This window comes from Acidovorax sp. JMULE5 (genome assembly GCF_013376875.1).
GTDB classification, from domain to species: Bacteria; Pseudomonadota; Gammaproteobacteria; order Burkholderiales; family Burkholderiaceae_C; genus Acidovorax; species Acidovorax facilis.
In genome coordinates this window covers 139987-158678 of the sequence record NZ_CP035951.1, presented here as the reverse complement: position 1 = coordinate 158678, position 18692 = coordinate 139987, and the positions used below count along the sequence as shown (strand labels likewise).

Sequence of the window (18692 nt, the reverse complement as noted above, 5' to 3'; positions counted from 1 at the left end):
GAGGGTGATGGTCCGCAGAAGCGGCCGTTCAGCGTGTGTTCAGCCACACACCTGCAACATGGCTCCAAGGACTAAGCAGGCAAACGGTCCTCAACCCCTTCAACCTTCAGCCGTCAAAGGATCCACCATGAACGCCGACCTCAAGAACTTTATCCAACCCATCGCACGAACTATCGCCGCAACACTGTTTTTCGTGTTTACCGTGGCCTTCTTTTCAGTTCCTTACGCGCTTGAGCAGCACCCGGGCGATCCTCAGTTGACGTCGCGTCAAACCAACCTGCGCCACCTGACCTGAACCCTTCCTGCTATTGACTTCGACTCGGCAGCCAGTGCGCCGGCGTAACACCCGCTGCAGTCGTCGCTGCGGTCATCGAAATGACACTCACCTAGCCGACGACCTGAAAGTCGCGATGGCGGCCAGTGCCTCTATGCGCACCGAGCGAAGCAGCGCAGCCCTGCTCTTGCCCGCATCCCACGAAAGAATCCCATGAAATCTATCCACCAAGTCTTTCTATTGACCGCCTGCTGCGCGGTGTTGCTGACCGCATGCAACGGAACAGACACCGCGAGTCCGAAGCAAGCCCAGGCTGCCAGCGCAGCCGTCAACGTTTCAGACGCCGACACCACGACCCATGTCAAATCTGCACTGAACAACGAGCCTGGTTTGGAGGGGTTGGACATCACAGTCGTCACCACCAAGGGCGACGTTCGGCTAACGGGAGCGGCGGCAAGCCAGACGCAGATCGACGCCGCCGCCAGCGCTGCGCGGGCCGCCGAGGGCGCCCACTCCATCCACAATGAGTTGACCGTCAAGCAGTGAAGCAGCCCCGCGAATCGTCGGTCCATGACCGCCACAGAGGTGAGCCTTCGAGCGAGGTTGCAGACCAGTTCGGCAGGCAACGCCAAGATGCGGCGGATCGCGCCCCACAACCACGCTCAAGCTGGCTGCAGACTGCGGTATGGCTTGCGGAGTGAGCTGTGGTTCGATGGCATACAGTGGGCCCTGCGAAAGGCCGACAGCCACGGAGCCCCGCTGAGTAAGTCCTGTTGCGCGCCCAAGGCGTGGCCTGAGAAGCTATCCGGAGACGGGACGCTACTGCGGTATAGCGCCACCGGATCTGCCAAAACGACCCAGCCCCACATTGACCAAACCCTCAGCACGGCGCAACAGGAACAGCACATCCATCCCCATGCGCTGTGCCATGGCCAGACCTTCGTCGGGGCCTGCCACCAGCAAAGCCGTGGCCCAAGCGTCCGCGTGCATACAGGTGCGCGCCAGCACGGTGACCGATGCCACGGCGTTGTTCACGGGTGCGCAGCGGCGCGGGTCCATGGTGTGCGCAAGGCGCGCACCACCCACTTCCAGATAGCGCCTGTAGTCGCCTGAGGTGGCCACAGCCAGATCCTCCAGCTCGATGACCCCATGCACCCCGCGGCGCCCTGCCTCGGGCCGTTCGAGAGCCACAGCCCAGGGCGATCCGCTCGCCTGGCTGCCCACGGCGCGCAGCTCACCATCCAGCGCGGCCAGCGCGTGCCGCGCACCGTGCAGTTGCAGCACATTGGCCATGCGGTCCACCGCGTAGCCCTTGGCAATGCCGCACAAGTCGAGTTGCACGGGCACACGCTTTCGGGCGCGGCCTGCGGGCCTGTCCAGCTCCAGGCTCCCGTGCACAGTTCGCGGTGGGGGTTGGCGTGCGGCCCGGATCGCATCCGCGTCGGGTGCATCGCGCACCGCGCCAAACCCCCAGGCATCGACCAGCGCCCCCACGCACGGATCGAAAGCGCCCCCGCTCAGTAGCTGGACATCGAGCGCACAGTCGAGTACCTCCAGTATTTCAGCGGGCAGGTCGACCCACGCGTCCACAGGCGCGCGGTTCAGGCGCATGAGGTCGCTGTCCGGCTTCCAGGGCGACATCTGCTCGTCCACCTGCTCGGCCGCAGCGGCAAGGTCCTGGCGCAAGGCAGCCAGGTCCATGGAGTTGTCGGCATCGACACTGGCCGACCAGCGTGTGCCCATGGTGGGGCCGTGCAAGGTGGTGCGCTTGTGGGCCGCAGTGGTGTCAGAAGATATCTTCGGCATAGCGCTCCTTGGCTTTCAGCGCCGCGACGCTCAACTGCAGTGGTTCCAGCACCGCGTCCAGCGCCTCGGCCACGCCCTGCGCCATGGCGCGGCTACCGCAGACGCGCACGATGGCACCCTGTGCCACCAGGTCACGCACGTGCTCGGCGTCTCGGCGCAGGGCGTCCTGCACATAGCCGCCGCCGTCGGGCACGCGAGAGAAAACCGTTTGCAAAGTTGCCAGGCGTCCCTCGCCAAGCCAGCGCTGGATTTCGGCACCGAAGAAAAAATCGCGCGCCGGGTCGCGCCCGCCGAAATACAGATGCATGGGGCTGCGTCTGTCGTTGCGGCGTATGAAGCCGACCAGCGGCGCCACACCTGTACCCGCCCCAATCAGCAACACAGGCCGCCGCGTTCGCGGTAGCGAAAATCCGGGGTTGGTGCGGATGAAGGCGGTGATGCTGTCCCCCACCTGCAGGCCCAGCAGGTGCATGGAGCACAGGCCACCGGGCATCTGGCGCACGCAGATTTCCAGAAATCCGTCCTCCCAGCCCGACGCCAGCGAGTAATACCGCGGCACGGCTGAACCCGGTGGCACTATGCCCACAAGATCGCCTGCCGCAAACCGCGCCAGACCGTGCCCGCGCAAACGCGTGACTAGGCCCTGTGAAGGCCACGCAAAACGCAGGATCGCCGTGGGCTGTCCGGTAACACCGGGGTAGTCTTGGCGTGCGATGAGCGTGAGCACGGCGGTGGGCGGCAGGCGCGGTACATGCTCCAGCACCAGGGGTTCGTTCAGCGCCTGCGCCAGCGCAATGCCCCACCGTGCAAACTGCTGGCCCGATTGCTGGTGGATGCACTCCAGCGGCAGCAACGCGGGCCAGCCCCGTGCGCGCAGCGTCCGATCCAGCGCCTCGGCAAAGGCGCAGAAGGCCGGAAACTGCCGGTCGCCAAAGCCCAGTACCGTCACTGGCACGGCGCTGACGTTCAGCTTGGCGATGTGCTCCAGAGCGTGGCTGGCGTGTGCGGGGGCCTGGCCTTCGCCATAGGTGGCTGCAAGCACAAACACCTGCCGCGTGGGGGCGGTGGTTTGAAAATTCTCCAGCGCGCTGGTGTGAACGCGGTGGCCGCGCTGGCTCAGCGCGTCTTGCAGCGTTTGGGCAAACCCCCAGGTGCTGCCGCCTTCGCTGGCCACGAAGATAAGCACGTCGGCCTGTGCCAGCGGGGTATTGCCCGTGATGTGTGGAGCCTGGCGGCGTGCTTGCCACCATATGACAACGCCTGACAGCCAGAACAGCAGCACGCTGGCGCCCACGAGCCCCAGCACCACGGCCCAGGGCCAGGCCGCTTCGCCCGTGTGCAGCACCACAGCCCAGTCATAGACGCGCTGAGCCAGGGTGGCGTCCTGCCAGGCCAGCATCTGGCCAGAGTACCGGTCGATCCAACCTTGACCTTTGGCGGTGGCGACCTTCCAGGTGTCCTCCGGGTCGGTGGCGCCGGGAAAATTCAGTTTGCGCAAATCCTGCACAGCAAGGCTTTGCAGCGTGGCAAGCTGCGCGCCTGGCAAGTCCGGTTTGCCGGTGACCACGGAGACCACCTCCGGCTCGGTTCTGGTGTCCAGCGCCACCAGCCCCAGGGTCGAGGCGCTCATGGTCAGCGCCGTGAGTGATGTCAGGCACAGGACCGCGAGCACCACACGGCCCGTGACCACATGGATCCGCTGCGCCAGCGAGCCACGCACCCGTGCCGCCAGCCGCTGCCAGCCGCCCATGCGCCGCAACAACAGCACCAGGGCAGAGACGCACAACAAGGCCATGGCCAGCGCAATGCCCGCAGCACCCCAGCGCCCGGCGTCGCCCAGCAACAGTGAGCGGTGCAGGTTCTTCACCCAGCGCGGAAGCGCCGAGGGTTGCCACGCACCCAGCACCTTGCCATCGGCCGGGTCCACGTAAGACGCCTGCGGCTGGTCGCCAGCAAAGCTGAACACCGCGATGGCACCCGAAGGCAGACGGCGAATTTCCTCCACACCCGGGACGCTGCGCGTCACGCGCTCCACCAGCTTGGCCACGGGCAAATCGCCTGGTGCGACGGGGGCCTGCCACGCCTTCTGCACTGGGTCGATCGCCAAGACAGAGCCGGTGATGCCCAGCACCACAGCCAGGGTGCCAACGGTCAGGCCCAGCCAGCGGTGGATGACTTTCCAGCTCATGCAAGCCCCTTTACTGAAGTTGGAAGGTCACCGACTGGATGTACTGCTTGCCAGCCTGCGGCTTGCCGACGTTCGCTTTGGACAGCGGGATGCGGACCTCCGACGGGCTGTCCCGCATGTCTTCCACAGCGGCATCGATGCGGATTTCATAACCCGCATCCATCAGTGCATCCGCCAGATCGGCGGTGACCTTGAGTGTGCGCCCCGCGCCCACGCTGGCACCGGTGACGCCATCCAGGCGCTTGGCGTCGCCGGCCGAGAGGCGGCTCCAGTCAGACAAGTGCTTGTGGTACTTGGCCTTGCCGCCGGCGACCCACAGCGTGCGCACATAGTTGCCTTTGGCGTCGGTCAGGTAGGCCGCCACGTAGGCGCCGTCGCCACCGTAGTTTTTGAGCTGGGCGGTCAGCGTGAGTGGGCGGCTGTGCGCCAGGGCCGGAAGCGCCAGCGCGCAGGCGGTGGCCAAAAGGGTCAAAAGAGGTTTGGACATGGTGATGCTCCTGTGAGAAAGGTGGTTACTCGATCTGGCCGCGTGGCGCGGTGCCAGGCGTCAACAAAGGCGATGGCACGGCGGCGCCGTCCGGTTGCAGTGGTCGGGGCTGCCGTGCAGCACCGTCGTCATCACGATCACGATCACGTTCCCGGGCACGCTGGTGGTTGTCTTGCTTCATCTTCAACACCTTCAGTGTTTCCGGATCGATCTTGGCTTTGAAAGCGCGGCCTTGGACGTCCGTGCCACGAATTTCATAGCAACCGTCGTCAATCTTCAGGCGCTGGATCTGCCAGCCCTGCGCGGCTGCCATCTGCAGCACCGCTTCACGGTTCTGCCAGCGGTGCAACGGCGCGTCGCAATCGTCACCGGCCCATGTGGGCGATGCAGCCAGGCCCAGTGAAAGAATCAGCAGGCCGCGCGGCAAAGAGAGGCGGTGTTTCATGAGAGGCTCCTTGAAGTCGGTAATACATGACTTAACACATCCCACACGGTTCATGGTTGAGGCTGCGCAGGGTTGCGCAATGTAGGCCCGCCCAGCCCGTATCGCAGCGTGTGGTTGCTCATGCAAAGTGGGCACCCATCGGCTCCTTCCAGCGGCAACTTCGCTATCCATGAGGTGTCTGCATGCGTGTTGGAGGGCATTGTGGAAGCCTCCCCTTGAATGCCTGCTGAATGGCGCATTCATCCTCTGTTCATCGCCGGGGGCAAAGGTACCGCGACGACCTACAAGCAAGATCAACGAGCCCGGTGCCACCACCCCACTGCGACCTGCCCAACAGACGAAAATATATAATTCGACTACGTTTTATATATAGGTAGCCCATGGGCATAGTCAAAATTTCCGACCAGATGCACGAAAACCTGCGTCTGGCCAGCACGGCGCTGAGCCGTTCCATCAACTCTCAGGCCGAGCACTGGATGCGCGTGGGCATGCTGGCCGAGATGTACCCCGACCTGGACCACCGCGAGATTTGCCAGATGCTGGTGCGGGCCGAACTGGCGGGCGGGCTGGATGTGGCGCTGGCGGCGCGGGGTGAGCTGGACAGCAAGCCTGCTGCAGCCGTCGCCCCCACCGCACGCACCAGAAAGCAGCCGCACTGATGGCCCGCGCTGATCGTGGGGTGCCGATCCGCTCGGCCGATGAACTTGTGATGGCGCGGCGGGCTGCGCAGCTGGCCGCCGAGGTGCTGGCGATGATCGAGCCGCATGTGGTGCCGGGCGTGACCACCGATGCGCTGGACCGCCTGTGCCACAACCACATCGTGAACGTGCAGGGCGCGCGGCCTGCCAATGTGGGCTATCTGGGTTACCCCAAGACGGTGCTGACCTCGGTGAACCATGTCGTATGCCACGGCATCCCCTCGCCCCAGCAGATGCTGAAGAAGGGCGACATCGTGAACATTGATGTGGCGGTGGAAAAAGACGGCTGGTACGGCGACACGAGCCGCATGTTCTGCGTGGGCACGCCCAGCGTGCTGGCCCAGCGGCTGGTGCGCACCACGTACGAGGCGCTGTGCGCAGGCATCCGCGAGGTAAAACCCGGCGCCACACTGGGCGATGTGGGCCATGCGATTGCCACCGTGGCGCAGCGCGAGAACTTCAGCGTGGTGCGCGAGTACTGCGGCCACGGCATTGGCACCGTGTACCACGATGAGCCGCAGGTGCTGCACTACGGGCGGCGCGGCCAGGGGCTGCGGCTGGAGGCAGGCGTGGTCTTCACCATTGAGCCCATGCTGAACGCAGGCCAGCGCGAGACCAAGGAGCTGGCCGATGGCTGGACGGTGGTGACCAAGGACCGCTCGCTCTCCGCCCAGTGGGAGCACATGGTGGCTGTGACGGACAGCGGCTATGAGGTGCTGACAGCGTGGCCGGGGGGCACGGGCAGCTACCCTGCGATTTAGGGATGGCCTGCACGAGGAGATTGCCGCATCAGCCGGGTGGCAGCTCCAGACGGGCCCAAGCGGCCATCACATCGAGCTGCTTCTTGATCCAGTCGGCAGACATCATGTTGGCGCCCCAGTGGTGGATGCGCGCCACGCCCTCCCCCATGTTCCACAGGTGCCGCAACTGCAGGAACAGGGGCAAGGCAGCGAGGTCGGCATCGGTGACAAGGCCGCCCCCTGCGCGGTAGCCGGCCAGGTACTGCTGCCAGCGCTTGAGCAAGGCGTCGTCGGGCTCCATGGGGGCCTTGCGCGGCAGGTTCGACCACAGCCACACACACAGGTCATAGGTCAGGAACCCTGGTCCGGCGTCGTCAAAGTCAAAGAAGGCGGCGCGCTGCACACCATCGGCATCGGTGGTCACATGGTTGTTGAAGCCATGCGTGTCGCCGTGGCACATCACGCGGGTCAAGGTGCCCTCAACATTCGCCAACTCGCTCAGAAGGCGCTCAATCAGTTGCCGGTAGGCATCCAGCACGGTGGGGGCCAGCTCGGGATGGGCGGCAAGGTAGTCCAGCGTGCGGCCTGCAAGGTGGTGGCCGTCCAGTACATAGCGGCTTGCGGGGCCTGTGTAGCTTTGCGCGGCGCTGTGAATCTGGGCCAGCGTGGCGCCGGTCAGGTGGAGTTCTTCGGGCGTATCGGGCACGGCGCCATCACAGTGGCGAAACAAGACCAGCGCACGCGGCCCCTCGGGGAACGGCAGGGTAATGCTGGCAGCTCCGTTCGCAGCCAGCACCGGCGTGGCCACGCCCACGCCCTGTGCGTGCAGGTGGGCCAGCAGCGCAACTTCAAAATCCACATTGAACGCACCGCGCGGCCGGATGGCGCAAAGCCGCGCCACGTAGCGGCTGCCATCCGTGGCCCGCACGGCGTAGTTGTCGTTGAGGTTGCGGCGGATCAGGTAGCACTGCTGCACTGGCAGGCCGTAGTGCTGCGCTACCCAATCACTCACGGAAGAGGCAGCGGCTGTGGTGTGGGAGGCGACCAGGTTGAGGTCATGAGAGGGGGAGGAAAGCATGCGGCATTCTCCATGGATGCAGCATGAAACACCCGTGCGGCGTGGTTCGATGGGGTTGCGCCAAGAATTTCTTGCTGAACCACCGAGGCTGATGCAAGCGGGAAAACAGCTACATCACAAAAAATGTCTAAAAGGGCTGCTACCGCACGCTGGTATTGCACTACCGGTATCAAAACTATAGCAATCCACGCCTCCATCACCATGGCAGCTTGTCCCCGCTGTACGCGCAAAAGCCACCCGTTTCCTCCACCGGTAACCCATCCAGCACGCGCAGCATGTCGCCCGCCGCATCGGCTGCCGGGCGGCCAATTTCTGCACCGTTGAACGGGGCCGACAGCGCCGAGTTGACGGTGCCCGGGTGCAGCGCCACCAGCACGGCCTGGGGGTGGGTGCGGGCCACTTCGATGGATGCGGTTTTGACCAGCATATTGAGTGCCGCCTTGCTGGCGCGGTAGCTGTACCAGCCGCCCAGGCGGTTGTCGCCAATGCTGCCCACCTTGGCCGAGAGCACGCCCAGCAAGCCGCGGCCCTGCTTGGGCAGTAGCGGTGCAAAGTGGGCCAGCACCAAGGCGGGGCCGAAGGTGTTGGTGCGGAAAGTGGCGTCCATCTGTGCGTAGTTCAACTGACCCAGGCGCTTTTCAGGCATACCGTGGGGGCCATGCAGCAGGCCAGCGGCGTGGACGATGCAGTGCCATGGCCCCCGGGCCTTGAGCTGCTGGGCGGCGGCGGCGATGGTGGCTTCATCGTCCAAATCGACCGCCGGGCTGGTGTGGCGGCCCAGGCCCACAACCAGTGCGCAGCGCGGGTCGGCCTGCAGGTGGGCGAGGAAGGCGTTGCCGATGGCGCCGGTGGAGCCGATGACGATGGCGCGGTAGCCATCCGGCAGCGACTGCAAAGAAGTGAACGGCGTTACGGCGGGTTGTGCTTGAGACATGGCGCGGTTCTGCGATTAGGGTGTCGTGGGTGGTTCGGCAAGCGGGCTATAGCGCATCCAGCCGCGTGCGCAGGCTGGCCGCATGCTCGCGCAACGCATCGAGCTGCGGGCCCTGCATCTTTTGCACCTGGCGGTACACCATGCCGAGGCGGAAGTTGTTGCCCAGCGTTCCTTCGTTGCGTGCAAAAAAATCCCAGTACAGCGCGTTGTACGGGCAGGCGCGCTCACCCAACTTTTGTTTTTTGTCGTAGTGGCAGCCGCTGCAGTAATCGCTCATGCGGTCGATGTAGGCGGCGCTGCTCACATACGGTTTGGTGGCCAACAGGCCGCCGTCGGCAAACTGGCTCATGCCCACGGTGTTGGGAACCTCCACCCACTCAAAGGCGTCGATGTACACGCCCAGGTACCAGCGGTGCACGGCGGCAGGATCAAGCCCCGCCAGCAATGCAAAGTTGCCGATGACCATGAGGCGCTGGATGTGGTGGGCGTACGCATGCTCCAACGACTGGCCCACGGCGTGCTGCATGCAGCGCATGCGGGTCTTGCCCGTCCAGAACCACTCCGGCAGTGGTGTGCTGTGGCCCAGGGCGTTGCGCTCGTCGTAGCCGGGCATGTGGGCCCAGTAGATGCCGCGCACATATTCTCGCCAGCCGAGGATCTGGCGGATGAAGCCCTCCACCGCAGGCAGAGGTGCAGCGCCTGCGTGGTAGGCGGCTTGGGCGCGTCGCACTACCTCGTGCGGGCGCAGCATTTTGGTGTTGAGCGCGAAGGACAGCAGGGAGTGGAAGAGCCTGCTGCTCTTCGTGCTCATGGCGTCTTCATACGCGCCAAAGTGCGGCAGTGTGGTGGTGATGAAGTGATCCAGCCACGCCAGCGCCTCGGCGCGGTTCAGCGGCCAGCGCAGTGCATGGGCCTGCGGGTTGCCAAAGCTCTGCACGCCTGCGGCCTGGATGGTGGCCCACAGGGCGCTGTGGTCGTGCGTGGGGCGGGCGTCGGGCGGCAATGCGGGCGCGTCCTTGGTATCTGGCCAGGGCTTGCGGTTGTCGTGGTCGTAGTTCCACTGGCCGCCTTCGGGCTCGCCTGCCTCGTCGATCAGCACGCTGTGGCGCTGGCGCATGCGGCGGTAGAAGTGCTCCATGAGCCACTGCTTGCGGCCTTTGAACACCTCAGCCATTTCGGTGCGGGTGGTGTAGAAGTGCTCGCTGCTGACGGCCTGCACGGTAAATGGTTGCTCTGCACCCCAGGTGCGCAGTTGCTCGTCCAGCCGCCATTCGTCGGGGTGCTGGTATTGCAGCGTGTGCGCACCGTAGTGGGCCATGAGGGCGGCCAGGTTGTCGGGCATCGACTGGCGGTTGCTGGCGTCGTCAATCACCACGTAGCGCACGCGGTGCCCTGCCTCGCGCAAGTAACGGGCCAGGTCGCGCATCGCCGCAAAGATGGCGAGGATTTTTTGCGCATGGTGCAGTACGTAGTCGGTCTCTTGCCGCACTTCCATCAGCACATAGACCACGCCTTCGTCCTGTGCGGCGAACCATGAATGCTCGGGGTTGAGCTGGTCGCCCAGCAGCAGGCGCAACGTATGGGTGCGGGGTTGCTGCGTGCTCATGCTGTGCCCCACATACGGCGGTAGCTGCCGTCGGCATCGTGGTCTTGCGCCTGCTTGATGGGGTTGAAGCGGCGGCCCCCGCGCGGGTCGGTGCCGCGCCCGGCAATGTAGAGCCAGTTGGCCTGGTTGCTGTACACGTCGTAGTCCACCAGTTGCGATTCAAACCATGCGGCGCCAGCGCGCCAGTCGCTGTGCAGGTCGTAGATGAGGTAGCTGGCCGCCACCTGGCGCAGGCGGTTGCTGAGATAGCCGGTGGCTGCCAGCTCGCGCATGGCGGCATCGACCAGCGGCTCGCCTGTCGCACCCTGGCACCAGCGCTCAAAGCCGCGCGGGTTGTGTGGGGCGGGCGGCAGTTCTGACAGCCCCCGTGCACGGTACAACGCTGCGCCGTATTGCAGGTGCAGCAGCCGAAAGTAGTCGCGCCACAGCAGTTCAAACCACAGCCAGTAGCTGCCATCGTTGGCGCCGTGGTCGCGCTCAAAGGTTTTCAAGTCGGCGTAGACCTGCCGGGGCGAGAGCGCGCCCGTGGCCAGCCAGGGCGAGAACTTGCTGGAGTAATCCAGCCCCGTGAGCCCGTTGCGCGTGGCCTTGTAGCTGTGCGGCAGCTTGCGGGCCAGGTACTGCGCCAGATGGGCCAGCGCGGCGGCCTCGCTGCCGTCGCATGCAGGCGTGCCGTAGGGGAAGGATGAGCGGGCATCACTGCCCTGGGGCGATGCGGCTTGCTGGATGCTGGCAGCGCCCTGCTCTGCGCCCACGGCCTGCAGCAAGGCGGCGGGCACATCGGGCGGTGGCAGCAGTTGGGAAGGTGCGGGCAATGGCGCGGCGGGGGAGATGTCTGCGCGCTCCAACTTCTGGCGAAAGCTGGTGAACGCGCCGGGCAACTGGTCCACAGGCCACGGCATGCGTGCCGGGGGCAGCAGGCTGCTGTGCCGCACGGTGCGCACCTGCAGGCCTGCTGCGCGCAGTGCGGCCACCTCGGCCTGCTCGAAGGGGGCGGCGATGTCTTCGCACACCACGGTGGTGGCCCCCACAGCCTCCGCCAGTTGCGGCAAGGCGGTGGCGGGTGGGGCCTGGCAGATCAACAGCGGGTTGCCCAGTGCACTCTTCTGTTGATGCAGACCGCGCAGCGCTGCGGCGGCGAAGGCGCGGCGGTGGGAGCCTACGCAGGCAAAGCCCCAGGGGGTGGTCTCATCAGAGGCAGGCAGGCAAGCCACGGGCAGCAGGTGGGTGGCCCCGCTGGTGAGCGCTGCGCGCAGCGCGGGCTGGTCGTGCAGGCGCAGGTCGTTGCGAAACCAGAAGAGCACGGTACTCATGCGGTGCCCTCCCCTGCCACGCCTTGCGAAGTGCTGCTGCGCTTGCGTTCACTGCGGCAGCGGTCGGAGCAGTACTTCACCTCGTCCCACACCTTCTCCCACTTCTTGCGCCAGGCGAAGGGCAGGCCGCAGTGAAGGCAGGTTTTTTGCGGCAGGTCAGATTTTTTGCGCATGCGCATGGCGGGCCTGTGGGTGGGTTACGCAGGCATCAACACCTGCTGGGCCAGCGCACGCCCGCTGAGCCACGCACCTTCGACCTTGCCGCCATGGAGCCAGTCGCCACACAGGCCCAGGCGCATTTGCGCATCCCACCAGCTGCCCTGCGTGAGCGCGGGCTCGGTGTCGGCATAGCGCCAGCGGTGAGCAGTGGCGGCCAAAGGTGCGGGGCCACCCAGGACAGCAAAGGCGGCAAGCAGTGCGGTCGTGACGGCCTCAGCACTGTCTTCGATGTGGGCTTCGCTCCATTCGGGGCTGGCGTGCAGCAGCCAGGTTTCTTGCCCCGTGCGGCCGGGTTTGCTGCTGTCGCGCGCCACCCAGCGCAGGGGGCTGGTGTTGATAAAGGCCCCCTCCCACGGCAGGGCCACGGGGCTGGCGTAGCGCAGCATCACGGCCCAGCTGCCACGCATGCGTGCGCTGGCAGCAATGGCGGCGGCTGCGGGGGACACGGGGGCCAGCAAGGGTACGGCCTGCGGGGCGGGCACGGCCAGCAGCACTGCGCTGTAACGCGGGCTGTGCAGGCCATGTTCTGCCGAGGTGATGGCCCACCCGCCCTCGGTGTGGTCCAGCCGCTGCACAGTGGTTTGCCACTGCGCCAGCGCAGGCTCGCCCAGGTGCTGCACCAGCCAGGCGGCGGGCGACGTCATGCGCGGTGTGCCCACAAATCGCTCCAGCGGGGTGGCCGGGGTGGTCCAGGCATTGCCGTCAAAGCTGGCCAGCCGAGCATTCCACAACGCAGCCACGCCGGCCTGCTGCCAGCGGGCCACCTCGGCGCGAAAGGCAGGGTCGCGGGCGGTGAAATACTGCGCGCCGTGGTCGCACTGCCAGGGGCCGTTGTCGTCTTCAGCGCGGCGGGTGCTCATGCGGCCAGACGGGCCCCGGGCTTTGTCGAACACATGCACCGTGTGGCCCGCCTGCAGCAACGCCTGCGCGCACGACAAGCCCGCCAGGCCTGCGCCAATGACGGCGATGGTTTGTGGCGTAGCAAGGCTCATGGTTGTGGGTCGGTTCGTTCGTGGGTCACCCAGATCAGCGCCTGGGTGTCGATACCCAGCGCCTGTGCACGGGCGATGAGTTGTTCGCGTACGTCAGGGGGCAGCTGCTTGGTGCGCGACAGGATCCAGCAGTAGCTGCGATCCGGCCCCACCACCAGAGCCCACTGGTAGTTGGCATCCAGCGCGGCCACGTGGTAGCCGCCGTAGAACGGGCCAAAGAACGACACCTTGAGCGAGGCAGTGTTGGCATCGCCCGTGAACAGAGCCTTGCCCTCGGCCTGGCGCCAGTCGTTCTTGCCGGTGTCAAAACCCCGGTTGAGCACGCGCACGCTGCCGTCCGCCTGGCGCTGGTAGGTGGCACTCACGTCCGTCATGCCGCGCTCGAACGAGTGGTCGAGCCGCGCGACTTCATACCAGCGGCCCTCGTAGCGGGCCAGGTCAAACGGGGTGACGGGCGTGATGCCCTCGGGCGGGCGGGTGGACGAGCAGCCACTCAAGGCAAGCACCGCCACGGCCAGCCCCAACCAGGCGCAGCGGCGAAAGCAGGATAGAAAGAAGAGCATAAATTACCAATTGGTCACAAAACAAACCAATTGGTATTCTGTCACCACAAACGCTGTTGTGCCCAAAGCCCGGCAGCAGCGGGTGTCATGGCCCGCCCGTAAACTCCAGCCATGACTTTTCAAATCACCGTTTACTCCAAGTCCGCCTGCCCCCAATGCGATTCGGCCAAGAAGCTGTTGCAGTCGCGTTCGCTGCCCTTTGAGGAAATCAAGATCGACGACGAGGCCGAACGCCTGGCGTTTTATGCCAAATGCGGGCCTTCGGTGCGGCAGATGCCGCAGATCTTCATCAACAACCAGCGCGTGGGTGGGCTGGCGGGGCTGCAGGCAGCGCTGGCGCAGATCGGCCAGTGACACCCGCTTTCGTCCCTCCCCTGGTTATTGGTACTTCGCAGCGGTGATGAACTCGCTGAAGGTTTCGCACCACACGATCACGGTGTTGAACTTGGCCGGATCCACCCCCTGCGGCACCGGGACGATGAAGTTGTTGAACGTCTTCACATCGCCCACGCGCTGCATCTGCGGTTTGAGGCGCTTGAAGTCCGCCTCGGTCTCGACAAACTCGGGCGACAGGTAGAGCTTGTAGTCCGGCCCCGGGGCCAGCTTGCCCACCAGGCTGATGGCCTGCGGGCTGATGGACACGGCGCCTTCGCCCCAGTGCAGGGCGTCGCTGTCTTTCAGGTCACGGCGGAACGTGGCAGTCCATTGCGCAGCGGGCTGGCTTGACTGGATTTGCTGCAGCGTGGGGGCGTCGGGCGCGATCAGGATCGGCAGCACATACACACCCAGCACGAACCCGATGGCCAGGGTGATAAGGTGCGAGGCGATGAGCAGCAGAGGTTTCATGGCAACGGGTTCAGTGGACTGAGCCCAATGTACTGCGCAGCGCCCTCCCGTTCAACGCTGCGCCGCTCCCGCTGTCCGATCAGGATGCGCGGGCTAGGAAGCCATCCACCAGCGCGTAGTGCTCCGGCACATTGAGCGCGGGCGCATGGCCGCAGCCGGGCACCTCCACCACCTGGGCCAAGCCGCGTGCGCCGGGGCCCCGGGTCAGCATCTCGGCGGTGGTGTCGCGCAGCACCAGGTCCGACTCTTCGCCACGCAGGCACAACACGGGGATGTCGAGCGCGTCGTAGTGGTCCCAGATCAGGTAGTCGTTGGCGTGGTGGGTGAACTGCTGCACCATGGCCGGGTCGTAGTGCGGCGTCACGCGGCCGTCGGGCAGGCGGCGGGTACTGCTCTCGGTCAGCAGGCGCCACTGCGCATCGCTGAGCCAGCCGTAGGGCGTGTAGACCTGTCGGAAGAACGCCTCCAGTTCCCGCACGGTGTCGAACGCGGGCGGGTGGCCTGCGTAGGCCTTGATGCGCTCCAGCGCGGCATCTGCCAGGCGCGGGGCGTTGTCATTGAGCAGCAGGCTCTGGATGCGGCCCTTGAGCTGCGGCTCGAACAAACCCGAGGCGCACACGGTGCCGATGGCCCCGCCCATCGACGTGCCCACCCAGTGCGCTTTCTCGACACCTAGTTGGTCGAACAGATCGGCAGCAATGCGCGCGTAGAACGAGAGCCGGTATTCGTCCTGCGGTGCACGCGCCCACTGGCTCAGGCCCCGGCCCAGGGTGTCGGGGCAGATCACGCGGTAGCGTGACGCCAGGTGGGCGGCCAGGGGGTCCATGTCGCGCCCGGTGCGCGCCAAGCCGTGCCAGGCAATCACCACCGGCGCGTCGGGCGCACCCCACTCCGTGGTGTGGATTTCATAGCCAGCGCAGGTGAGGTAGCGCGAGGTGGGGGACATGATGGCGACCTTGTGGAACAGAGAATAAAAAAGGATCGGCGGCTCACTTCATGAGGCGGCCATTGCTGCCAATGACAGTGACCTCGACATACCGTGAGCCGATGCGGTTGGTGGGGGAGTAGCCCAGCGTGATGCCGCCGAGGTCAAAGCTCTGCAGCGACTCCAGCGCCTTGACGACCTTGGCGCGTGTGGGCGCGGGGCCTGCGCGGCGCAGGGCCTCGACCAACACCTTGGCGCCCAAAAACTGCTCGAAGCTGGTGTAGTTGACCTCGGCTTCGGGCGCATATTTCTTGAGCAGCGACTGGTATTCGCGCACCACCGGCAGCTGGGGCCGGTAGGGGTACGGCACCACCTGGCTGATGCCCAGGCCGTGCGCGTTCTTCAGGCCCGCGAGCTTGACCAGCTCGGTCGGGTCCACCACCGAGATGTTGTACAGCTGAGCGCCACCGCCCTGCTCGCGGTAGCGCTGGATAAAGGCCGCCGCAGGCTTGTTCACCGCGATCATGATGACCGCGTGCACATCGGCGGCCTTGATGGCCTTGACGGCCTCATCCACCTTATCAGTGTTGCGTTCGTAGCCTGCTGCCACCACCAGCTTGAGGTTGCGCTTGGCCAAGGCAGCCTCCACCCCCACCAGGCCCGCCTTGCCAAAACCGTCGTCCTGGTACATCACGGCCACACGGTTCATGCCCAGGGTGGTGAGCTGCTGCACCATGTGCTCGGTCTCATCGACATAGCCTGCGCGCACATGAAAGATCCAGGGGTTGAACGGGTTGCGCAGCGATTCGCCCCCCGTGTAAGGCGCCACCAGCGCCGCACCGCCCTCTTGCAACACGCCGTCTGCCAGCAGCTGGGTGATGTTGGCCGTGCCCGCAAAGCCATACAGCGCCACCACCTCGGGCTTGGCCAGCATCTCGCGGGTGAGCTTCACGGTGTCGGCCACCTTGTAAGCGTCGTCGGCCACCTCCTGGCGGATGGTCGCGCCGTGCACGCCGCCCTGGGCGTTCACCCAGTCAAAGTAGATCTTGCCGCCCAGCACCATCTGTGCGCCAGTGCTGGCCAGCACGCCGGTGAGCGGTGCCACCTGCCCCACCACAATCTCGGCGGCGTGCAGCGAGGGCGCCGTGGCCCCGCCCCACAGCACCGCCAGTGCTGCCGCCGCACGGCGGCTCCATGTCTTGACCTTGTCCATTCGGTTCATCCCCTGTTTGTGTTGCTTGCAGCCGCGCCCACGGGCGGCGCAAGGGCCGATGGCCCCCACGCGTGCCCGGTGGGCGGCGGTGACGGTGTGTCGTCTGGCAAAGCTCCTTGGGTCAGTCGGGGATGGCAATGGCGCCCGCCGTGATGGCGATGGCGTTGGCGGCAGCAGGCGTGGTAGCCAGCGGCGGCACGTTGGCGGCGGTGATGGCCGGGGCGCTGCCCGGTGTGCCGCCGCGCGGCACGGTGCGCACCACCTGGCTGGCGGGCAGCGCCTTGCCGCTGGCGAGGTGGTCGTACACGGCGTCGAGCGCGTGGTTCAGGTACACATGCAGCGGCACGTAGCGGCTGTCATAGCCCGGCAGCACCGTGGGCAGGCCGATGAAGCTGTCGAAGTGCTGGGCGTTGGCCACTTCCATATAGCTGAGCTTGCTGGCGGCGCCTTCGACCTTCTTGTTCAGCGCGGCGTATGGGCGCGAGGTGTGGCTCACGGGCAGCAGCGCATCGGCACGGCCATGCACGATCACGGCGGGCTTGCCGCGCAGGTTGCCGTTGCGGCGGGTTTCGTCCACACCGGCCTGCAGCTTCTTGGCAGCAGCGTCGTTGCCGGTGACGAGGTTGCGCAGGCACTGGGCGCCGCTCAGGTTCCAGTCGGCCACGCCAGCGTCCGAGAACGACAGAAAGTCTCGCGCGGGTCCGAACTTGCCAAGGTTGTTGACCAGGTTGATGCCGCCCGAGGGAGGCACGCCGTTGCCGGTGGCAAACATGCCTGGCAATGCAGCGGCGGCCAGCGGGATGACCCCGCCGGTGGCCGCCGTGGCGGCGTAGCTGAAGCCGCAGAGGTTGTCCTGCACACTGGCGCGCGAGAGGCCGTTGGCAAAGGTCACGGCCACGGCGGGGGACACTTCAAACGCCGCCATGGAGGCATGCAGGTCGTTGGACTCGGGCTCCCAACCGTAGGCGCGCAGCTTTTGCAATGCCTCTTCAGCCTGCGCGGGCATGGTGCTGGCAGTGAGCAGTCCTGCCGCCTTGAGCGACGCGCAGCGGTTGGGCGCTATGGGCAACGCAGCGCTGGCAAACCCGGCAGCAAACGCGGCGGCAAACGGACTGGTGCTGACCGAGGGCGCAAGCGACGCGCAGGCCTGGTAGAGGTTGGCGTAGGTGGTGAAGTCCACCAGCGTCTTGCCGGTGACGGCCACGTCGGCACTGCCACGGCGTACCGTGACGCCGGGGTTGGCGGGCATCTCGATGGCAGGCTCGGACACGGCCACGCCGCTGATCAGGCCCTGCGTGTCCAGCTCGGCCGCCGCAATGGCCGCGCCACCGCCGTTGGAGATGCTGGACGCAATCACGATGGTGTTGGCCGGGGTCAGCGTCTTGAGGCGCTGGCCCGCTGCGTCGGTGGCGCCATAGCGCTGGTTGAGCACGTAGTAGCCAAACTCCACGGCCTGCAGCGTGCTCGTGCCCCAGTCCTTCTCAGGGTTCTGGCCCGAGTGGGCGTGCTTGAAGGCAAAGCGGTTGGGGGTGGCGGTGTTGAAGGCGGCCAGCTCGGTGGCCGTGAGGCCTGCGTTGAAGGCTGCGGCCTTGCCCGCTGCGGCGGCCGTGGTGCGTGTGCCGTCGATCAGCGGCACGGTGTCGTTCATGAGGTCGTGCGGCGCGCCGCCCGTGCCCTTGTCCGAGTAGGCCACGGCGCAGCCCTTCTTGAGGCCCCACTCTCCGGTGGAAATGCCGCCGTATACGCCGCGCGAGCCCGAGGTGGTGGCGGTGATCATGCAGGGCTTCTTGGGGTCGAAGCTGGCGGGCACCTGCACCATGAGGGTGACGTTCTTGCGGCCTGTGCCGTCATCGGCAAACGCGATGTATTCGGTGCCCGCCACCTTGCCTTCGCCCGTGGTGACCTTGCCCTGCGCATCCACATTGGGGCCGTAGAGCGTGCCGTAACCACCGGCTGCCGTCATGTCGAGCATGGCGCGGTAGTTGGTGTGGATGGCGGTGCGGCGCAGCTCAGCCGCCGTGGGCTTGAGGGGGTCGGCAAACGCGGGGGGCACGGCAGCGGCCAGACCCGTGGCGCCCAGGCCCGCCGTGAGCAAGTCATTGCTGCTGCCGTCGTAGGTGGTCTCGCTGATGGTGCCCAGGTAGCCGGGCTTGGTGTTGGGGGCGGCACTGTCGCCGCTGCTGCCGCCGCAGGCAGCCAGCACCGCAGCAGCCAGCGCTGCGGGCATGAACGGGCGAGAAAGGGGACGGAAACGCGGGTTCTTGATGTTCATCTTCATGTGCTTGTCTCCTGGATTTTTTCTTTGCGTCTTGTTGCGCAGCTCACCCACACACCCAGGCCACGCCGGTCCTTCGGCGCGGCCGGG

At 66.0% G+C, this 18692-nt stretch carries 20 protein-coding genes; 5 read left to right on the top strand and 15 right to left on the bottom strand.

Translation table 11 applies throughout. The annotated features are described in order from the left end of the window. Positions 1 to 127: 127 nt before the first annotated feature. Both EXV95_RS00795 and EXV95_RS00790 read left to right on the top strand, forming a co-directional pair. On the top strand, positions 128 to 295 hold the full coding sequence (locus EXV95_RS00795; protein WP_176885442.1) for a hypothetical protein: 168 nt from the start codon (positions 128 to 130) through the stop codon (positions 293 to 295). A gap of 192 nt (positions 296 to 487) precedes the next feature. Continuing rightward, on the top strand, positions 488 to 820 hold the full coding sequence (locus EXV95_RS00790) for a BON domain-containing protein (protein ID WP_176885441.1): 333 nt from the start codon (positions 488 to 490) through the stop codon (positions 818 to 820). Between the two features lie 273 nt (positions 821 to 1093). Here the strand turns inward: EXV95_RS00790 and EXV95_RS00785 are convergent, their stop codons facing one another. From EXV95_RS00785 to EXV95_RS00770, 4 genes are read right to left on the bottom strand one after another with little or no spacing between them, the layout of a single operon-like run. Further along, positions 1094 to 2080 (bottom strand): FAD:protein FMN transferase, encoded by a 987-nt coding sequence (locus tag EXV95_RS00785; RefSeq protein WP_176885440.1) that lies wholly within the window; start codon positions 2078 to 2080, stop codon positions 1094 to 1096. Further along, positions 2061 to 4268 (bottom strand): PepSY domain-containing protein, encoded by a 2208-nt coding sequence (locus tag EXV95_RS00780; protein WP_176885439.1) that lies wholly within the window; start codon positions 4266 to 4268, stop codon positions 2061 to 2063. The genes EXV95_RS00785 and EXV95_RS00780 overlap by 20 nt, the downstream gene beginning before the upstream one ends. A gap of 10 nt (positions 4269 to 4278) precedes the next feature. After that, complete coding sequence (locus tag EXV95_RS00775; RefSeq protein ID WP_176885438.1) at positions 4279 to 4755, bottom strand: DUF2271 domain-containing protein; 477 nt, start codon at positions 4753 to 4755, stop codon at positions 4279 to 4281. A gap of 25 nt (positions 4756 to 4780) precedes the next feature. Then, positions 4781 to 5200 carry a PepSY domain-containing protein gene (locus tag EXV95_RS00770; protein ID WP_176885437.1) on the bottom strand — a complete coding sequence of 140 codons (420 nt, stop codon included), beginning with the start codon at positions 5198 to 5200 and terminating at the stop codon, positions 4781 to 4783. Between the two features lie 380 nt (positions 5201 to 5580). Between EXV95_RS00770 and EXV95_RS00765 the strand changes: the two genes are divergently transcribed. Both EXV95_RS00765 and map read left to right on the top strand, forming a co-directional pair. Continuing rightward, a complete protein-coding gene (locus EXV95_RS00765) occupies positions 5581 to 5859 on the top strand; it encodes a ParD-like family protein (RefSeq protein WP_176885436.1) in 279 nt (92 codons plus the stop codon). Next, positions 5859 to 6659 (top strand): type I methionyl aminopeptidase, encoded by an 801-nt coding sequence (map, locus tag EXV95_RS00760; protein ID WP_176885435.1) that lies wholly within the window; start codon positions 5859 to 5861, stop codon positions 6657 to 6659. Before EXV95_RS00765 ends, map begins: the two co-directional genes overlap by 1 nt. A 28-nt stretch (positions 6660 to 6687) precedes the next feature. On the opposite strand, the gene EXV95_RS00755 is transcribed toward map, so the two are convergent. The 7 genes from EXV95_RS00755 to EXV95_RS00725 form a co-directional block, all read right to left on the bottom strand. Beyond that, positions 6688 to 7716 carry a phosphotransferase enzyme family protein gene (locus tag EXV95_RS00755; RefSeq protein ID WP_176885434.1) on the bottom strand — a complete coding sequence of 343 codons (1029 nt, stop codon included), beginning with the start codon at positions 7714 to 7716 and terminating at the stop codon, positions 6688 to 6690. Between the two features lie 196 nt (positions 7717 to 7912). Then, positions 7913 to 8650 carry an SDR family NAD(P)-dependent oxidoreductase gene (locus EXV95_RS00750; protein ID WP_176885433.1) on the bottom strand — a complete coding sequence of 246 codons (738 nt, stop codon included), beginning with the start codon at positions 8648 to 8650 and terminating at the stop codon, positions 7913 to 7915. A 46-nt stretch (positions 8651 to 8696) separates the two neighbouring features. Further along, positions 8697 to 10256, bottom strand: a complete 1560-nt coding sequence (locus tag EXV95_RS00745) for a cryptochrome/photolyase family protein (protein WP_176885432.1) — start codon at positions 10254 to 10256, stop codon at positions 8697 to 8699. After that, on the bottom strand, positions 10253 to 11569 hold the full coding sequence (locus tag EXV95_RS00740; protein WP_176885431.1) for a DASH family cryptochrome: 1317 nt from the start codon (positions 11567 to 11569) through the stop codon (positions 10253 to 10255). Before EXV95_RS00740 ends, EXV95_RS00745 begins: the two co-directional genes overlap by 4 nt. Then, on the bottom strand, positions 11566 to 11748 hold the full coding sequence (locus tag EXV95_RS00735) for a DUF2256 domain-containing protein (RefSeq protein WP_176885430.1): 183 nt from the start codon (positions 11746 to 11748) through the stop codon (positions 11566 to 11568). The genes EXV95_RS00740 and EXV95_RS00735 overlap by 4 nt, the downstream gene beginning before the upstream one ends. A gap of 18 nt (positions 11749 to 11766) precedes the next feature. After that, a complete protein-coding gene (locus EXV95_RS00730) occupies positions 11767 to 12780 on the bottom strand; it encodes an NAD(P)/FAD-dependent oxidoreductase (RefSeq protein WP_176885429.1) in 1014 nt (337 codons plus the stop codon). Continuing rightward, complete coding sequence (locus EXV95_RS00725; RefSeq protein WP_176885428.1) at positions 12777 to 13343, bottom strand: lipocalin family protein; 567 nt, start codon at positions 13341 to 13343, stop codon at positions 12777 to 12779. The genes EXV95_RS00730 and EXV95_RS00725 overlap by 4 nt, the downstream gene beginning before the upstream one ends. A 111-nt stretch (positions 13344 to 13454) precedes the next feature. Between EXV95_RS00725 and EXV95_RS00720 the strand changes: the two genes are divergently transcribed. After that, on the top strand, positions 13455 to 13697 hold the full coding sequence (locus tag EXV95_RS00720) for a glutaredoxin domain-containing protein (RefSeq protein WP_055400446.1): 243 nt from the start codon (positions 13455 to 13457) through the stop codon (positions 13695 to 13697). 24 nt (positions 13698 to 13721) lie between these two features. Here EXV95_RS00720 and EXV95_RS00715 read toward each other — a convergent pair whose 3' ends face one another. The 4 genes from EXV95_RS00715 to EXV95_RS00700 all read right to left on the bottom strand — a co-directional run bounded on the left by EXV95_RS00715 (position 13722) and on the right by EXV95_RS00700 (position 18605). After that, positions 13722 to 14189: a DM13 domain-containing protein gene (locus tag EXV95_RS00715; RefSeq protein WP_176885427.1), complete on the bottom strand. Its 468-nt coding sequence runs from the start codon at positions 14187 to 14189 to the stop codon at positions 13722 to 13724. A 79-nt stretch (positions 14190 to 14268) separates the two neighbouring features. Next, on the bottom strand, positions 14269 to 15135 hold the full coding sequence (locus EXV95_RS00710) for an alpha/beta fold hydrolase (protein ID WP_176885426.1): 867 nt from the start codon (positions 15133 to 15135) through the stop codon (positions 14269 to 14271). Positions 15136 to 15178: 43 nt separating this feature from the next. Beyond that, positions 15179 to 16327 carry an ABC transporter substrate-binding protein gene (locus EXV95_RS00705; RefSeq protein WP_370460285.1) on the bottom strand — a complete coding sequence of 383 codons (1149 nt, stop codon included), beginning with the start codon at positions 16325 to 16327 and terminating at the stop codon, positions 15179 to 15181. A gap of 121 nt (positions 16328 to 16448) precedes the next feature. Further along, positions 16449 to 18605: a D-(-)-3-hydroxybutyrate oligomer hydrolase gene (locus EXV95_RS00700; RefSeq protein ID WP_176885424.1), complete on the bottom strand. Its 2157-nt coding sequence runs from the start codon at positions 18603 to 18605 to the stop codon at positions 16449 to 16451. Positions 18606 to 18692 lie beyond the last annotated feature (87 nt).

Coding starts and splice junctions, on each gene's coding strand:
- EXV95_RS00745 (WP_176885432.1), bottom strand. CDS start 10,256: ATGAGCACGCAGCAACCCCGCACCCATACGTTGCGCCTGCTGCTGGGC.
- EXV95_RS00740 (WP_176885431.1), bottom strand. CDS start 11,569: ATGAGTACCGTGCTCTTCTGGTTTCGCAACGACCTGCGCCTGCACGAC.
- EXV95_RS00715 (WP_176885427.1), bottom strand. CDS start 14,189: ATGAAACCTCTGCTGCTCATCGCCTCGCACCTTATCACCCTGGCCATC.
- EXV95_RS00735 (WP_176885430.1), bottom strand. CDS start 11,748: ATGCGCATGCGCAAAAAATCTGACCTGCCGCAAAAAACCTGCCTTCAC.
- EXV95_RS00765 (WP_176885436.1), top strand. CDS start 5,581: ATGGGCATAGTCAAAATTTCCGACCAGATGCACGAAAACCTGCGTCTG.
- EXV95_RS00750 (WP_176885433.1), bottom strand. CDS start 8,650: ATGTCTCAAGCACAACCCGCCGTAACGCCGTTCACTTCTTTGCAGTCG.
- EXV95_RS00730 (WP_176885429.1), bottom strand. CDS start 12,780: ATGAGCCTTGCTACGCCACAAACCATCGCCGTCATTGGCGCAGGCCTG.
- EXV95_RS00785 (WP_176885440.1), bottom strand. CDS start 2,080: ATGCCGAAGATATCTTCTGACACCACTGCGGCCCACAAGCGCACCACC.
- EXV95_RS00705 (WP_370460285.1), bottom strand. CDS start 16,327: ATGGACAAGGTCAAGACATGGAGCCGCCGTGCGGCGGCAGCACTGGCG.
- EXV95_RS00795 (WP_176885442.1), top strand. CDS start 128: ATGAACGCCGACCTCAAGAACTTTATCCAACCCATCGCACGAACTATC.
- EXV95_RS00720 (WP_055400446.1), top strand. CDS start 13,455: ATGACTTTTCAAATCACCGTTTACTCCAAGTCCGCCTGCCCCCAATGC.
- EXV95_RS00700 (WP_176885424.1), bottom strand. CDS start 18,605: ATGAAGATGAACATCAAGAACCCGCGTTTCCGTCCCCTTTCTCGCCCG.
- EXV95_RS00770 (WP_176885437.1), bottom strand. CDS start 5,200: ATGAAACACCGCCTCTCTTTGCCGCGCGGCCTGCTGATTCTTTCACTG.
- EXV95_RS00725 (WP_176885428.1), bottom strand. CDS start 13,343: ATGCTCTTCTTTCTATCCTGCTTTCGCCGCTGCGCCTGGTTGGGGCTG.
- map (WP_176885435.1), top strand. CDS start 5,859: ATGGCCCGCGCTGATCGTGGGGTGCCGATCCGCTCGGCCGATGAACTT.
- EXV95_RS00710 (WP_176885426.1), bottom strand. CDS start 15,135: ATGTCCCCCACCTCGCGCTACCTCACCTGCGCTGGCTATGAAATCCAC.
- EXV95_RS00790 (WP_176885441.1), top strand. CDS start 488: ATGAAATCTATCCACCAAGTCTTTCTATTGACCGCCTGCTGCGCGGTG.
- EXV95_RS00775 (WP_176885438.1), bottom strand. CDS start 4,755: ATGTCCAAACCTCTTTTGACCCTTTTGGCCACCGCCTGCGCGCTGGCG.
- EXV95_RS00780 (WP_176885439.1), bottom strand. CDS start 4,268: ATGAGCTGGAAAGTCATCCACCGCTGGCTGGGCCTGACCGTTGGCACC.
- EXV95_RS00755 (WP_176885434.1), bottom strand. CDS start 7,716: ATGCTTTCCTCCCCCTCTCATGACCTCAACCTGGTCGCCTCCCACACC.